The sequence below is a fragment of the Enterococcus sp. DIV0756 genome, assembly GCF_051710745.1.
Classification (GTDB): Bacteria; Bacillota; Bacilli; order Lactobacillales; family Enterococcaceae; genus Enterococcus_A.
Genome location: NZ_JBIOLF010000001.1, coordinates 397,450 through 414,013, shown reverse-complemented (window position 1 = coordinate 414,013; position 16,564 = coordinate 397,450). Strand labels below are relative to the sequence as shown.

15 protein-coding genes are annotated in these 16,564 nt (G+C 36.7%); 2 read left to right on the top strand and 13 right to left on the bottom strand.

Going from position 1 to position 16,564, the window contains the following annotated elements; genetic code table 11:
- Positions 1–272: 272 nt before the first annotated feature.
- From IGI44_RS02025 to IGI44_RS01995, 7 genes are all read right to left on the bottom strand, one after another.
- Positions 273–1,373, bottom strand: coding sequence for a tyrosine-type recombinase/integrase (locus IGI44_RS02025; protein WP_438786084.1), 1,101 nt, complete (start codon positions 1,371–1,373; stop codon positions 273–275).
- A gap of 1,382 nt (positions 1,374–2,755) precedes the next feature.
- Positions 2,756–3,733: a D-isomer specific 2-hydroxyacid dehydrogenase family protein gene (locus IGI44_RS02020; RefSeq protein ID WP_438786082.1), complete on the bottom strand. Its 978-nt coding sequence runs from the start codon at positions 3,731–3,733 to the stop codon at positions 2,756–2,758.
- Between the two features lie 12 nt (positions 3,734–3,745).
- Entirely contained in the window at positions 3,746–4,378 is a 633-nt protein-coding gene (locus IGI44_RS02015) for a ketohydroxyglutarate aldolase (RefSeq protein ID WP_438786081.1), read from the bottom strand.
- A 17-nt stretch (positions 4,379–4,395) separates the two neighbouring features.
- Positions 4,396–4,806, bottom strand: a complete 411-nt coding sequence (locus tag IGI44_RS02010) for a PTS sugar transporter subunit IIA (RefSeq protein ID WP_438786080.1) — start codon at positions 4,804–4,806, stop codon at positions 4,396–4,398.
- Between the two features lie 12 nt (positions 4,807–4,818).
- On the bottom strand, positions 4,819–5,637 hold the full coding sequence (locus IGI44_RS02005; RefSeq protein WP_438786078.1) for a PTS system mannose/fructose/sorbose family transporter subunit IID: 819 nt from the start codon (positions 5,635–5,637) through the stop codon (positions 4,819–4,821).
- Complete coding sequence (locus IGI44_RS02000) at positions 5,630–6,382, bottom strand: PTS mannose/fructose/sorbose/N-acetylgalactosamine transporter subunit IIC (RefSeq protein WP_438786077.1); 753 nt, start codon at positions 6,380–6,382, stop codon at positions 5,630–5,632. The genes IGI44_RS02005 and IGI44_RS02000 overlap by 8 nt, the downstream gene beginning before the upstream one ends.
- Positions 6,383–6,485: 103 nt before the next feature.
- Complete coding sequence (locus tag IGI44_RS01995) at positions 6,486–6,971, bottom strand: PTS system mannose/fructose/N-acetylgalactosamine-transporter subunit IIB (RefSeq protein WP_216410043.1); 486 nt, start codon at positions 6,969–6,971, stop codon at positions 6,486–6,488.
- A 286-nt stretch (positions 6,972–7,257) separates the two neighbouring features.
- Here IGI44_RS01995 and IGI44_RS01990 point away from each other — a divergent pair, with 286 nt between their 5' ends.
- Positions 7,258–9,597, top strand: a complete 2,340-nt coding sequence (locus tag IGI44_RS01990) for a transcriptional antiterminator (RefSeq protein WP_438786075.1) — start codon at positions 7,258–7,260, stop codon at positions 9,595–9,597.
- 65 nt (positions 9,598–9,662) lie between these two features.
- On the opposite strand, the gene IGI44_RS01985 is transcribed toward IGI44_RS01990, so the two are convergent.
- The 5 genes from IGI44_RS01985 to IGI44_RS01965 form a co-directional block, all read right to left on the bottom strand.
- Complete coding sequence (locus IGI44_RS01985) at positions 9,663–10,520, bottom strand: SDR family oxidoreductase (protein WP_438786073.1); 858 nt, start codon at positions 10,518–10,520, stop codon at positions 9,663–9,665.
- Positions 10,521–10,538: 18 nt separating this feature from the next.
- Positions 10,539–10,991: a pyridoxamine 5'-phosphate oxidase family protein gene (locus tag IGI44_RS01980; RefSeq protein WP_438786071.1), complete on the bottom strand. Its 453-nt coding sequence runs from the start codon at positions 10,989–10,991 to the stop codon at positions 10,539–10,541.
- 30 nt (positions 10,992–11,021) lie between these two features.
- Positions 11,022–11,864 carry an SIR2 family NAD-dependent protein deacylase gene (locus tag IGI44_RS01975; protein ID WP_438786070.1) on the bottom strand — a complete coding sequence of 281 codons (843 nt, stop codon included), beginning with the start codon at positions 11,862–11,864 and terminating at the stop codon, positions 11,022–11,024.
- The gene (locus IGI44_RS01970; RefSeq protein ID WP_438786069.1) at positions 11,839–12,621 is read right to left on the bottom strand and encodes a protein-ADP-ribose hydrolase; all 783 of its coding nucleotides are present in this window, start codon (positions 12,619–12,621) and stop codon (positions 11,839–11,841) included. The genes IGI44_RS01975 and IGI44_RS01970 overlap by 26 nt, the downstream gene beginning before the upstream one ends.
- A gap of 66 nt (positions 12,622–12,687) precedes the next feature.
- Complete coding sequence (locus IGI44_RS01965; protein ID WP_438786068.1) at positions 12,688–13,533, bottom strand: SDR family oxidoreductase; 846 nt, start codon at positions 13,531–13,533, stop codon at positions 12,688–12,690.
- Positions 13,534–13,634: 101 nt separating this feature from the next.
- Between IGI44_RS01965 and IGI44_RS01960 the strand changes: the two genes are divergently transcribed.
- The gene (locus tag IGI44_RS01960) at positions 13,635–14,102 is read left to right on the top strand and encodes an Rrf2 family transcriptional regulator (RefSeq protein WP_438786067.1); all 468 of its coding nucleotides are present in this window, start codon (positions 13,635–13,637) and stop codon (positions 14,100–14,102) included.
- 114 nt (positions 14,103–14,216) lie between these two features.
- Here the strand turns inward: IGI44_RS01960 and IGI44_RS01955 are convergent, their stop codons facing one another.
- The gene (locus IGI44_RS01955; RefSeq protein ID WP_438786065.1) at positions 14,217–16,391 is read right to left on the bottom strand and encodes an ATP-binding protein; all 2,175 of its coding nucleotides are present in this window, start codon (positions 16,389–16,391) and stop codon (positions 14,217–14,219) included.
- Between the last annotated feature and the right edge of the window lie 173 nt (positions 16,392–16,564).

Genomic DNA, 16,564 nt, shown 5'->3' with positions numbered 1-16,564 from the left:
CTTTAATCAACTCTTTGAGTATAATTACTTTTTACTTGTTTTAAGAAAAAACTGGAAGTGAAGAAAAAAGAGCGTACTATCAACGCATGTAATCCATCATGACCATTTTCTGACGGGTTATTTTTTAAGTCCAATTGTTGTTAAAGAAAAAAAGGGACGAAATCTGATGGAAGCTATCTATTTTTATACTCATAAGATAAGAGAGCGCTTACTTGTTGAGAGCAAAAAAATCCCCACCAATTTAAAGAAATAAAATTTTTTTTTAAACACCGTTAATTCAATGATTGAATAATTTTCATTCGCTGTTCAAGCAAGGCTGAGGAATACGTATCCAACGTCATCTGTGTAGAGGCATGCCCAAGAATGGCACTGACAGCGGCAATATCTCTATTTTTCTCTACACAACGGGTCGCAAACGTATGACGAAGTTGATGGAAATGTTTTCCAATTATCTTTGCTTTTTTGGCTAGTCTTTGAAAATGATAATTGATTAATCGTGGTTCGCATGGATGCCCATTCACTGAAAAAACAAATGAGCCTGTTCTTCTTTTACTTTCATGTAAGAGTACCTTTCGAATATGATCGGTCATTGGAATCATTCTTTTTGAGGAAGTCGTCTTTGGGGAAGATAGAATTATTTGAGATTGATTCTTCTGACGATTAAAATAAGAAATTCGCTGAAGCGTTTGTTCAACGTAAATCACATTGGAATCAAAATCAACATTCTTCCACTGCAAGGCTGCTATTTCCCCAATACGCATCCCTGTTTGTAAGGCAAGTGTTATAGGAAGGCCTATTTGTGTCTTTTCTTTTTCAACTACTCGTTCTAAAGAATACTGCTCTTTTTTACTCAATGATTGAGGATGTTTCTTTTCAATCGCGGGCAACACAACTCGCTCACAGGGATTGGTGAGTAATAATCCTCTTTTAGCAGCTACGGAAAGACAGGTTTTCAATACTTGAAAAAGCACTCGAATGGAGGAGTTTTTAAGTCCCTTGTCTTGCCATTCTTTTAGTAGTAATAATAATTTTTCTTCATCCAGTTCATTTAGTAACACAGTAGACAAGCTAGGCACTATATAATGATCCATCTTGTATTGGTAACTCGCATAGGTTGCCGGTTTAACTTTCCCTTGAAGTTCAAGCAACCATTTATTCACCCATTGGTAAAAAGGAGTTGCACTTTTTCCGTGTAAATTCATGAGTGTCTGATATTTAATTTTAAGAGGATAGAGTTTTTGTTTTGTTTCGTAGTAAGAACGTCCATAGACAGAACCATATTTTATTTTCCCAGCTTCTGTTCGCCCTTTTTGGTAGCGCCCTTCCCATCTCCCATCCTTTCTCTTATAAATATTTTCACCACGTCTGCTCATAATTCTTTGTCCTTTCTATTGACGGTTTATTTGACGGTACTTGCAGAACTAGTAACTTGATTAAATAAGCACTATTTCATAACAATCGGTATCTAATAATAAAATATAATCTAAATAATTCGCTTTTTTCTAAAATATTATTGCCAAAAAACACAAAACATATTACAATTAATCCATACTAAGATTTCCATCTGTTAAAGAACACCAAAAACTCTTTCTAATTTTCTAGTTTTTTCTTAAAACAAGAAGTAAAAATAGCTTTAAACCATCGCGATCCCTAATATAAAGCATTTTTAAAAGATAATATACTTTATAATTTATTTACTATTGAATGGATTTATTTCTATATACTAAAAATAAAATAACGATTTGTAGTTTCTATTATATAAGAACACTCGCTTATAGGACTTGTTTTTTTAATAAATCTATCGGAAAAATAATAATAAACATAAAAAAAGATACATAGATTAAATTAATAATCCATGTATCTTTTTCTAATATTACTTCCTTAATTCGACACTTCAGAAAACAATTATTATTAGATTGATATTCGTGCTATTTTATTTGATAGCTCCGTCGTAAAAAAAATCTGTTATATAGCTTGTAAATTAAAAAATATCCCTACTTAATGAAATGACTCACCATGAACAAATAAGTTTAGCTTTCAGTTTTACTATGTAGCAGATATATTGCTAATATTCAGGGATTTGGAAAATATGTTCCATACTTATAACATCTAATAGATAGCAATTATTCTTGCTATTGGACAATCATAAAAATATCTTTGAGTTCAATCGTCCGATTGAACTCAAAGATTTGTAGATAATCTAACTGAATCTTGACTTTTTTTCACCTTCTTATCAATCAATTGAAAACATCGTAGCTGTATCTCCTTTAGGACCTGTTCAATCACTCCTTATGATGTAGCGATTTTCTTTTGTGTATCAAACATTGATTCTGCTTTAGACACAAAAATAACCCAATCATCAAGTTAAGATGATTGGGCTTCATAGTAATAATATATTTTTATAAAACTAATTGTTTAAACTTATTCATGACGAACAGAGTAGAAGTTAAATCTCGTTCTCTAATTAATACCGATTAAAGATACTGTTCATAGCAACAGCAACATACAAGTTGATTAGATCAATTTTTGTATTACATTCAATTCGTTCCAGATAGTGAACCTGTTAATTATTTTCTTAATCATCGAACTTTTTCTTTGATTGTATGCTCGAAAATACAGAACTATTAAAAACAGTTTCTTCTATTGATATTTCCAAGTCAAGTTCTTATCCCATAATGTACACTTAGTCAAATGAATCTATTCTCTTCCCACTCAATACTGATACGTTACGATCTCTGTCCTCAATAATTAAGTTTTATCCTTCCAACAAATGCTTTGGCTCACCACTTGCATTGACTCTAACGATATCATCAACGACACTCTCACACATCATTTCGTTACATTCATGATTGTACGCACCGATATGTGGTGTCAAAATAATTTTCTCTTGAGTCATAAATGGATGATCAGCTGCTGGTGGTTCGTTTTCTAAAACGTCAGTGGCGTAGCTGCCAAATTCTCCAGCCTCTAATGCCGCAAATAAATCCGCTTCATTTACTAAGGCACCGCGAGCGGTATTAACCAGAACCGCACTGGCTTTCATTTTCTTAAATGCCGCCTGATCGAACATCCCTTTATTTTCTGCTGTACAGTTCATATGCAGAGAGATAACATCTGCTTGTTCCAACAACTCGTCAAAGTCCACTTTTTCTCCCCCACGTTTTTCCGCTTCTTCTGCTGAAAGATAGGGGTCGTAACAAATAATCTTACAGTTAAATGCCTGCATAATCTCCGCAACTCGTGTGCCGATATTTCCAAAGCCGCAAATGCCGATCGTTTTCTTATTCAAGCGGTGACCTAAATAACGCCCGCGATCTTTGGCCCATTCACCTTGTTTCACTTTTTCAGCCGTATAGGTAACTAATTTCGCTGCCGACAAGATCAATGACACGGCATATTCAGCAACATCATCTCTTTCCATGTACGCTGGAATATTAGAAACCATAACGCCATTTTCTCTGGCAGCCACTACATCCACATTATCATAGCCGATTCCGAAACGGACGACTAATTTTAATTGAGGAATCTTTTCAAAAAAGGGTTTAGTCAACTTCGGTTCGGTCCCGATAATGATGAAGGAGAAATCCTTCAACTCGGCTACCAAATCTTCAGGAGAAATATCTACTGGAAATTTGAAGCGTTTTGTTTCACCGATTTGTTGATCTAATTGGGTAATGTATTCAGGATAATATTTCCCGAAACTATTCGCGTTTACGATTGCCGTTTTTTTCATTTGGTTCCCCTCTTACTTTCCTCGAACTTCATTGGCTATAGCTGTCAATTTCTGGGCATTTTGGGCAATCTCTTCTGACGTACCTTTAGTTAAGAGCCCGCCAATACCAATGCAATCCACACCATTTTCAAACCATTCATGAAGATTTTCCAGTGTTGCACCGCCAGAAGCTAAAATTGGCGTATGAGGCACAGGAACTTTTACTACCTTCGCTAAACTTGGACCATAATAATTGGAAATCGGGAAGGCTTTAATAAATGCAGCGCCATTTTTTAAGGCCTCCATCATTTCTGTATAAGAGGTACAGCCCGGTGCATAAGGAATTTGATACAAATTACACAGCTCCTGAACGCCCTGATCATAAGTAGGCGCGATTACAAATTCCGCACCGTCCATGATTGCCAACCGTGCAGTGGTGCTTTCTAAAACAGTACCTGCACCGATCAAGATTTTATCGCCGAATTTTTCCTTGATTGCTCGGATGACTTCCCCAGCGTTGTTGTTGGTGTAGCTGATTTCCATAACATCTACGCCACCATCCAAACACCCTTGCGCAACTTCGATCCCTCTTTCAATCGTTTCTACGCGGACAACGGCCATTATGCCTGTATTAAAAATTCGCATCGTGTTTTCTGCTTTTAACATTTTCCTATTCGCTCCTTTTAAATTTCTAATGTCTGCCGAAGATTAACAATGGTATCAGCGGACATTTCCCCAATGTGATTCGTCAGTTCCGTTACATTCATAGAATCCTTTGAAGCCAACGCTTCCATCACCAGTGGCATGTTCACCCCGGCAAAGCATTCAATCTGATAGTCTTCCTTTAACTCTTCAATCAAGAGAGCTACGACATTAAATGGTGTCCCAGCTAAAATATCAACAAAAATGAGGCATTCCTTCGTTCCAGATTGTACGACAGCTTCTTTGATCTCTTTTTCTAACACCTCTGGACTTTTTGTTGGAAACAACCCGATCGTGGATATCTGATCTACCTGATCCCCGAAAAACATTGCGCCGCTTTCTTTAAAGGCATCCGCTAAAGGTCCATGAGTAACAATAATCAACTTAGTCATTCGTTTATCTCCTTATCCTAATACTCCGATGGCACCGCCTAGGAAACCGATCGCAAAAAGCACCAGCAACACACGCGTTACGCTTTGCCCTTTTACCTGCAACCAATAAGCTAAGAAAGTAAACGCAAGTGGTAAGAAACTTGGAACGATCTTATTCAAGGTTTCTCCAACTGACAAAGTGGTCGTCGCCAGCTTCACTTCCAATACCGCTTGAACACTGACATATTTAACGATCATAACGCCTAAACAGAACAGGCCGACAATTCCTAAAAAGGAAGTCATTTTCTTAATGAACGGTCCCTCTAAGAAACGATCAATCGAGTCCATCCCTAATTTATAGCCTTGAGTAAACATGCCATATGTCATCGCAAAATCCATCAACGTAAAGATGATCCCGAAGGCAAAAGCTCCCCAAATTTGTCCCTGTGAAGCCCAACCTAATGTGACACTCAAGACGATCGGCTTCAACAATCCAGCTACGACCGTGTCTCCGATTCCCGCTAACGGTCCCATTAATGCGGTTTTAATTTCCGTCACCATCGACTTATCAATTTCTTCGGTTGGATTATTGGCAATCCCTTCTTCCAATGCGACTACCATTCCTGGTAGAAAAGCACCCAAGCGAGGTTCTGTATTGAAATACAGCATATGCCGCTGCAAACCATCGGTAATTTCTTCCTTGTCACCTTCATACATCTTATTCAGAAGCGGTCCCATCACGGTCGTCATCCCGCCAGCCTGTAGTCGTTGATAGTTGTAAGTTAAGTGTGATGTTAACCACCAAGTGACAGCTGCTCGTTTGATATCCTTTTTATCTAATGCTTTAGCCATTCTCTGTTTCCCCCTCTTCTTTCGCAAAGCCAAGTTTTAACATTAATAGACCAATCGCCACAGCGATGATGACATACATCATTAAGTCTGTCATTCCGGTATACGCTGCAATCGCGAAACCAATGATAAAGAATGGAATAAGTTCCTTTTTAAGCATAAATTTCAATAGCATCGACATCCCTAAAGCTGGCAAGATTTTTCCGACTGCTCCAAGACCGTTCATTGCCCAATCAGGCAAACTATTAATAATAATTTGAATGTACTCGCTTCCAAAAAGTGCAATGAAGAAGACTGGTAACGCTCTTAAGAAGAGCACAATGAACGGACCGCCAAACATTTGAATCTTGCGAATGCCTTTCCAATCGCCCTTGTCGGCTAATTTATCCATTCGAGTCGGCCAAAATGACGCCAGAGTCATGTACGCTACATGGACATAATTTCCTAATAAACCGATTGGAATAGCAAAAGCAGCCGATTGCTCAATGCTCATACCCCCTTGGATCGCCACAAATGTTCCTAATAACCCCGCCCAATAGAGGTCTGAAGCATTCGCGCCACCTGCACTAATCCAGCCTAGATAGGCCACGTTGATTGTTGCCCCAATAATTACCCCTTGAACTGGATCTCCGTAAATTAACCCCACCCAAAAACCAGCCATAATCGGTTCACGGATCAGCCACCAACTTAGCGGCCACTGAATCCCATTCAGCAGAGCCAACAATCCCATTAATAATGCTTGAACCATCTCTTTTCCTCCTTCGTTCTGTTAAATCTGATTCGAATATCCTCTACCATTCGATTAAAGTGTTCTTGACAAGAAATTTCTTGAATGAACAGAAATCCCCTTTTTAAAACTTGCTTAAAATACTTTCAAATGCATACTCCGCATCTTCGGGGATCGGTTGTCCGTAGACCCGTACCCCATTTTCATGTAGAGGAACCAGATCCTGCACATCCTCTTCTGACATGACGATATTTTTATTGATATTTTTTTTGTTCCCCGAACCTTCAATTCCGCCAATTTGCAGCGAGGTATACTTAATTCCTTCCTTCCACGCTTTGGCAGCTGTTTTTGTATCTTTAAATAGAATAAGTAAATTATTCTTAGGGAATTCATTCTTCTCCCATTTTTCGGTAGCGCTTGCAATAGATTCTACAAAAACATTTACCGATGATGGCGCCGCATTTAATAGTATCTTTTTCAAAATTGGGCTCTTCGCAGATTTGTCGTCAATCACCACAATATCTTTAATGTTGTATTCCTTTACCCATCTGGTCATTACCTGCCCATGGATCAAACGAAAATCGATCCGTGTCAATTTTAAATTTTCCATTTCTGTTTCCTCCTATTCATTGTTTGTAATCTCCTACTTGAAAAACGTCTCCTCTCTGGTAAATTCAAGATTACTTTCGTTGAGAACATCTTCACTATCACATATCGAACACCACAAGTCAAAATCTCAAGAAAACCTTTTGTGTACCACATTAAAACGCCTGTAAATAAGGATTCATATTAATATTCTACACTATAGAAACACTAGTTATTATTTTGTGGTATAATTTTACACGAAATGGTGTAAGCGTATTCTAAAATAAATACAACAAATTTAGGAGGATATTATGGCAACTCAGCAGGAAAAACTACTCCATCGCATCGAAGAGCTGACTCAGGAGCAAATCATGCAGGGAACCTATGATTTTTCAGAATGTTGCGCGTTGGTTCTATCTGTTGATTTAGCGATTGACCGCTCCAATGTTTCTCGTCTGTTGAATAAACTGCATCAGGAAAAACAATTGATCAAGCTAAAGGGACGACCGACCTTATTCATTTCAACTCAAATTTTGACAAAGAGTTTTCCCTATTTATCTTTGCCGCATACTATTCAAAAAGATGATCATTTGAATAATTACCTTTTTCTAAATGAAACATCGGTTCTGAGTTCGTCTGAATTTCAGTTAGACACTTTAGACATTGGTGAAAATAGTTCGTTATACAATGTCGTACAAAATGTCTTGCCGATCTTTTATTATCCAAGCAATGAGTTGAAAACAATTATTTTAAGAGGTGAGAAAGGCGTTGGCAGAAAATTCTTTCTAGAAAAACTGATCGAACAAACAAAAATGAAAGGAACATCCAAATCTACAAGAAAAATTTTTTATACCCTCTGGCCTGAACAAAGCAAGCTGGATATTCTCCCAGAGTTGAAAAGAAAAAAAGACGGACTGGCTTCTTTTTTGGTTATCGAGCTAGATTCTTCCGTTCCAGCGTCAGACGTTTCGCGAAAACTCGATGAACTCTCTTTTTATTATAAAAATGAAGGCGGCGTTCAACCATTGGTAGCTTTGCTAATACCCCCTCAAATGCAAAATATTGAGCAATTTTATGAAATCAGTCCCTATGTGGGGTATTTTCCAAAATTTAGCGAACGTCCTTTAAAAGAGAAAGTCGAAATTATTTCAAACATCTATTTAACAGAATGTAGACAAATCTCACGAGAGATAATGGTTACTAAAAAAGTGATTCAATCACTTGCGGCTATTTCAGCCAGTTCAAACATTGCCTACATAAAAAAAGAGATCTTATATTCGATCTCTCAGGCTTTTTTCAATCGAAATATGGAGAACACTACTGGTACAACGATTCTTGTTTCAACCAGACATCTATCCGAGAAAGTCGATCAGAACGTGGAAGGCTCTCGAGATGAGAAACGTTTTTGGGATAAATTTCCAGAAAGGCTCACCTTCTCCGCCCAATCCAACCAGTCCACACTAGAAATCTTGAACAATACACAAGACGAGAATTGGTTAACCGACCAGCAAGCCTTTGAAAAGCAGACGATCGAACAATTGATAAATGCCTTACCAACAAACTTAATTTTTTATAGCGAACAAGACTATCAGCATACCTTGGAAAAACGCTTATTCAACTTTTTGTCAGAGACACCGTTAATCAAAGACCCGATTTTACAAAATTTCGTTATCAAAACGATCTCGGAGATTCTCAAAGGAAGCTTCCCGATTGAGAACTATACTTTTCCAAAACAGGAGGAGAATTTTAAAGGAATAAACGGAATTCTCAAGAAAATCGAGCGTTTCTTACGTAAATATCAAAAAGGGATAGCGGAAACAAAGATCACGTTTATCCGGAAACTGATCATCTTAGGGATCAAAAAAGTGACGGATGTCAAAGTCCCAATGTTGATCTCAGCCAGAGAAAATTCAATCGCGGAAAATTTGGCTCAACGGTTTAACGAATTGATTGGAAAGAGAGAAATCTTTTCCATGAGCTCCAGACGAACAGAAGCGATGGATAAGGGCGAGGTTCATTCATTTGTCAGAAAGATGTCTAAAAATCTAAAAACAATCGATCGCGGCGGCGGAACAGTCTTAGTCACTGATTATGACCCTTCCAATGATGTAGACAATAAGATCCTACTGGAAATCCGGCTCTTAACCTTTACCACCTACCCGCCGACGATGGCCCACATCTATGATATTTTGCGTATTTTGAATGGAAATATCATGAGTGTCGTATCCGTGTCTTCAGCGATCATTAATAAGAAAAATGAACACAAGAAATTTTTAGACAGCGATTCTTTAAATGATCGGGCAGAACGAACAAACAGTGAATACTATGAACTGTTCAATCAGCTCTTTTCACGGCTAAATACTGCTAAAACCAATGAAGTCTTATATAAGCTTTTGAAAAATATCGCCAATGATTTAGCTGTCTCTCTTTCGAATAAACTTATTATCGACTTTCTTTTTCAAGGAAATTGTCTTTTAGAAAAGCACATGACCAACGATCACGATCCGTCTGATCAAATTGATCATCCTGATTATAAAGTACGATCAGATCAGAAATTCCAACGGATCAAAAAACAGCTTGATCAGGCGGTTGATTTATCCTTCATTGATTTTACGGATGAAGATATTATGCTGTTAACTTATCTGTTTTAGCTGCACACAAAAACAGGATGAATGAGACCATTTCCAAGCAGTCTCTTCACCCTGTTTACTTGTGCTTATTTCCAATTTGTTCGCAAAAAATCCAGCATAGCTGTGGGCTGATGACCCGTAATCGTTTCAAAATCCGTGGTGCTTTTACTTAACATTCCTAGTGCCCCACCTTGATACATTGAGGCAAGTTCTTGACCGTCACCGTCTCCCTTATAGATTTCCGCGAATTCTTGAAGGCTGACCGGCTGATACCCAATCGGTTTTCCCGTCACTTCACTCATTATTTGACCGAGTTCGGACATGGAATAATTTTTCTCCTGACTTAGCAAATACGTTTGTCCCTTATCTCTCAAATCCGGCTTGATTGCTACTTGCACCAAGGCTTTCGCACTATCATCCAAAGAAATGAACGATAATTTTTCTTGTCCAATGGGGTAAATAATGTTCTTTCGTTCAATTAATTCTGGCAAGTATGGAACCAACGGGTCTGCGTATAACGAATTTTTAACGATCGTATACTCAAGTCCTGAACCTGCTAATCGTCTTGGTGCATAGCCGTAATAGGGCGACATCACAAATGGATTCTTTTCCTGATCAGCAAAAAAACTGACAAAAATAATTTTCTTCACTTGGGCTTTTTTCATCGCTTCCAACGTGTTTTCCAGTTCAATCACACGTTGAACAAGATCGTAAGTTTTGCTGGGAATATAGATCAATAAATCGACATTCTCCAATGCTTTTGTCATATCTTCAACATCGGCATAATCTCCCGTTCTCACGGTGATCCCCTGATCGATTAGCCCTTGAGCTTTAGATATTGTGTGCACAAGTGCCAGTATTTCTTTTTTATCTACCAAACGACTGAATTCTTTCACTACTCGACTGCCTAAATTCCCGGTTGCACCAGTAACTGCATACTTCATTTCAGTTCCTCTTTTCTTTTACTCGTTGATAGCAAAAACAGCCTGATAAATCGGCTTACTGCTTAAATCAAATACAGAAACATTTCCTTTATAGAGTTCAAATACCCGTAAAACATGTTTGCTTTCCTCTGTTTGATAGATGTCATTCATATACGGATTTTTTTCGAAAATCTCATCCAAATAATTAGTACCGATCTCTCTGACTTCTCCATTGACTGTGATTGAGATAGAAGACATCGATTCCTCACCCTTTAGTCCAGTGATCGAAACATACGGACGCTCTATTAATTGATCGTAGAACGGCTTGGTTATCGCCGTCAAGAAATAAAGCTTCTTCTCTTTCACTAGCATGATATCGATGACTCTAGATTTCGGTCTTCCATCCTCATCGACAGTCGAAAAAACGGTCGAGTGAATGTCCTCGTTCAAGAATTGCAAGTAATCTTCTAATTTCATTTTCTTATGATCCATTACGTCTCACTCCTAACATGCGTTTTATAGTTATATATGGACGATTGCTCGTACGGTCTCCTTGATATCTCCCTGCAAATCAATTGTCTGCGCTTCAAGCTCTTTTGGAATCACCAGTTTTTCTTGGTTGAAGTAGATATACCTTGCCTGCCTATTCTGATACGTCATTTTCATAAAAGGGTACTTGATGATGACTGGCGTATTGTAACCTACCCCTAATTCGAGAAAAAGAATCTTCTTGTCTTTATTTTCTTCCAAAAAAGTTAAATAGCGTTTTTGTGCGGCATGCCAGCCGTCATCTTCGACAAAAAACTGATCCACACGCAAATGAACCGCTTGTGGTGCTCCACACTTTGGACAATGAGGAACCAGATAAGAGGGAATCCGAAAATCTTTTTGTTGGATTACCATTTTCTTGATCAAGGATTCATTCTCATAGACCTTGGCATGACAAGCTTTTGAACATTGCAGCAACCCATAATCTCCTTGGGTATAAAACAAACGCTCCCGATCAAAGCCCGCTTTTTGGAATTGATGATCCACATTCGTCGTAATGACAAAATAATTGGTGCCCTCTAATAATTGCAGTAAATACCTATAAGGCTCACCAGCTATCGGTGTGTAGCGATTGTAATAAATATGCTTGCTCCAATACGCCCAATATTCTTCGAAGGAATCAAAAGGATAGAAGCCGGCAGAGTACATATCCAAAAAGCCATACTTTGAAATAAAGTCACTAAATAATTTTTCAAACCTTGGGCCCGAATAAGTAATCCCTGAAGCAGCCGATAATCCAGAACCAGCACCAACCACAATCGCCTCTGCTGCTTCAATCAAATCCAAAACCTCACTGAATTTTTTGTAATTGTTCATGGTAGATCTCCCTATCTTCATCCTTAAAAACATTAAAAATGACCTTCAACTCACTGGAATTTTCTTCAATAAACGTTTGAACCGTGTCCACTGCAATTTTTGCGGCTAACTCATTTGGAAAGTGAAATTCACCAGTAGAAATGCAGCAAAAAGCGATCGTATCTAAATTCATTTCCTGAGCTTTCATCAATACATTTTTGTAACACTGGGACAATAGAAACTGATCTTCTTCTGTCACTTCACCCGTAATAATCGGTCCTACCGTGTGAAATACGTAATCGGCTGGCAAATTATATCCAGCTGTCATCTTTGCCTGACCCGTTTCTTCTGATTTTCCTTGCTGCTGCATCAACTCAAAACACGCTAATCTTAGTTGGACGCCTGCCGCCGAATGAATCGCATTGTCAATACAACCATGCAAAGGCATAAAACACCCTAGCAATTGATTATTGGCGGCATTTACAATTCCATCTACTGCTAACAAGGTAATATCCCCCTGCCACAAATATAAATTCTGAGTATAGGCTGAAGCATCGGTCAAATCAGCTACCCGTTTTCGGGACAAACACGTTTTCAAATAGGCATCCTGTACACATAAAAAGTCTTTTCCGATTGGTTCTGGCGGTCTGACATTCATTAGGCTGCGAAAGAGTCTTTGTTTTTCAGCAATCGCGTGTGGAACCTCCACCTTTGAATAGGTAGGACTTTCTTGAATGAAATAATCGATCAGCCATGTGAGCATCTCATTTTCTGTCATGTCTACGTTCTTCCCTTTTATAATTAGTAAAAAACTCCCCAAAATCTGAGGAGTTTCAGCAATCAATTAACCTAACAGCTCTTTTAAACCATCTTCTAAACTAGTCAACGGCTTACCTAGTGCTTTTTCAAAATCAGAAGAAACAACGTCTAATTGATCGTTCTTGATATCATATTGGAAAGATAAGAACATTTCTGCCACAGGCTGAGGCAAGCCGCTAGCAACTAAGCTTTCTACAAAACCGCGATCTCCGGCTTTTACTAGTTCAAGCTCTTTTCCTGTAGCCCTTTTCAATGCCTCTGCTAATACTTCATAACTAACTGGTGTTCCTGACAATTCAAGAATAGCAGGATATTCAGTTCCTGAAACAGCTTTGGCAGCTACTTCAGCATATTCACGTTTTAAAGCCCAACCAGTCTTGCCCTCTTCAGCCGCATAAACAAATTTACCCGTATTTAAAGCCGCACCAACGATTGGCATTTCATTTTCCAAATACCAATTATTGCGTAAAAAGGTGTGCGCGATTCCTGCTTCTTCGATTTGCTTTTCTGTAAAAATATGATCAGCAGCTAATGGACTCGTTGCCTTATCTGCTCCAGCAAAACTTGTATAAGCAATATATGAAACCCCAGCTTCCTTCGCTGCGTTCACCACATTCCCATGTTCTACTTGGCGATTACCTGGCGCTCCTGAAACAAACAACAAGCGATCAATGCCCTGTAACGCCTGTTTCATTGAATCAGAATCCGCATAATCCCCAATCCTCACGTTAAAACCCTTTTCCTTTAATTCCGCCCCTTTTTCTTCACTACGGACAAGAGCATAAATATCGGAGATTGGAACCATTTCCTTCAAAAAATCTAACGCATATCCGCCGAATCCACCTGTAGCACCAGTTACTAAATACTTCATGTAATCCACTCCTTTTTAGCTGTACTTTTATAATTTACAACCATAATGATAAGTAGTATGATAAGATAAGTCAAGAGAAAATTTTGAAAGGATTTAGAAAGATGAAATATTCAATGCAGTTCAGTGATGCGATACATATTCTTGCTTACATTGAGATTTATAAAAATACGGACTTTCTTTCAAGTGATATGATCGCAAAAAGTGTTGAAACGAATCCTGCGAATGTCCGAAGAATTATGAGTCAGCTGAAAAAATCAAACTTGATTATTACGCAAGTAGGGAAACCAAAGCCGCTTCTTGCCAAATCACCTGCAGAAATTACTTTGCTGGACGTTTATAAAAGTATTGAAGGAAATACCAATCTGATTCAAGTTGATCCCAAAACGAATCCGGATTGTATCGTTGGAGCAAATATTCAGGAAGTGTTGACAGAAAATTATGATCGATTGCAAAAGAAAGTCGAAGAAGAAATGCAAGGGATTACTTTAGATACTTTAATCCAAAAAATCGCCAACCTAGAAATTGAGAAGAGACCTCAAAATGGAATAATCATCAATGATTATCTCTAAAACAAAAACAAGAAGAGGTCAATTGATCTCTTCTTGTTTTCTTGTTCTGATGTACCTGATAAAAAAAATATCCCTACTTATGATACGGCTCCGCGTACTATTCTATTTCGCGCTTTAATCCATCTTAACAACCTCTGTAATAAATTTGCATATATGTTGGGTATTAATTTTCGGTATATACATAACATAAATTTTTTTCTCAAGTAAAGAATTATCCTGTTCAAAATAAGGAGTCATAAAACTTTCATCAATAGAATTAACGTCTTTAAAATACACCAAAACAATCAGTTTGTTATTTTTATTGTTTATTTGATTGTAACTATCTAAGATTTTTCCCCAATAATTATTGATACTAACAGATTGTTTAAATTGATCAACTATTTTTATTTCAAAAAGAATATCAGGATCATGCTGTCTTTTAATAATGAAATCTAATCCATTTTTACTATCCGATATTATATTGGAGTGGGCGTCATCGTTATTAAAGATATTTGTTAAACAAAGATAAGTATAATGCTCATAGATATCAATTATTAAACTTTTAATTGATATCTCGTTCATTAGTGCAAACTCATCTTCTGATAAAACATCTCCATGAACTATCTTATTCCTCAAATCAATGGCAGTAATTATTACTTTTTGGTTATCTTTTGTTATTACCTTATTTTTGTAAAGATTACCGACGATGCCTCGTAGGTTAAAATCATTCTTATGGTCAAATGCAAAATCATTATTTATCTGTCTCATAATTACCTCAAGTCCAATAAATTCCTTAAAAAAAGTTATAGTTAACTCTTGATACATAGATATACTTTCAATTTCATTAGAAATGGTCAATTTATATCTTGGATCAGTAGTATCCTCATTCTGATCTCGTTCTATCAAGGTGGCTTCTTCCAACCTCTCAATTAGAATTTTAAAGACCACCAGCAGTCGATCTTGATACCAATAAGGATATTTTTGAACAATTTCGTCTTTTATTGAAAATATTTCATTTTCTACAAAGGAATGATTTCTAGACAATTTCATTTTTTTCACCCACAAGAATAAATGATAATCTAAAAGATCAAATAGAGCTGGTTCAGTTCCAAGAGTCCCAATTACTTCATTCTCAATTTTATTGATAATATCCAAAATTTTTGAATCGTTTTCAAATTCAAATAATTGATCATCATTTATTGCAATGTAGCCCTTATTCTGATCCCATTCTACTTCACTCATAATATGATTATTCATGCTTCGAGCAACTTTTCTCGTATTCAAGACTAAAGAATCAAAATAACTCTCTTTTGCCTTGTTCTCATCCCCTATTTCACTTATTGGAAAGTAAAAATTGGATATTTCTTCCAAAACTTCTTTTTTTAATAGAGGAACATGGAATGTCAATGAAAACAAGTTTGAAAGTAACCCATCATCCTTGATGCCTGATAGCACAAATTCATAAAATAGATCCTGCCCGGAAATAACAATAGAAGACGAGTTTTTCATAAGAAGAAGATGTTTTAAATCTGACAACACTTTTAATAGTTTTGTAGACTCTTCGATTTTATCAATCTCATCAAAAACAAAAAATACTCGCACTCCTGCCTTTTTTAACTCTTTTAATAAATTTTTAAGATGGTATTCAGCGATCTCATCATCGTAAAGTAAAGTCTTTTCTACTTGATTACTATTAGTTTTTTTTGATAATGAACTAGAACCAATATTAATACTACTAGTCATAAACCAAATAAAGGAAAGTATCACACCTAGCGCTCCGGTATCTTTGATTATAATGCCTGTTTTCCAATTTATAGCTGATAGAAACATAACAACTACTGGTATCCCTAACTCTATCAGTCGTTTCAAAGTCATAGAAAAAGAGGCTGATTTTTGCGTTTCATGATAAGAACTAGCACTAGTTTTATTATGGATTTCAAAAAAGCTATTCTCATGTAAATCTCCTATTTTATTATATAAAGTACTATTCTCTGTTTTAAAATTTTCAAATTTTTCATCAGAGGATATTTGTAAAAACAATTCTCTAATAAGCTTTCTAAGTAGCAGGGAGTAGCTTTCATATTTATCTAGATTCTGATATATAAAAATACTTAACTTCTCACCTTCTTCATTCTTAAAATCATCTTCTAAGGATTTAACTAATGTCGTTTTTCCAACACCTCTATAGCCCGATACTAAACAACAAAAATCTTCCATCTTGTTCATCTTTTCAAATATCTCTTTTTTATTCGAAAAAAATATCTTCTGATCAATTTTGTTTATTTTATTTACATTTACTTCTATCTTCATTTTGTGTTCTCCTACAGTTCAATTTTCAACAAAGAACATTCTAGTTTGTTACTTGGGCGATTCTCTTATCTCTTTCATTACAACGTTTAATTTATTAACAAAAATTCTAAAGCAAAAAAATGTATAATACAATCATAATAGTAAAAACAATTTATAGCCGAAATAAGTTTTTT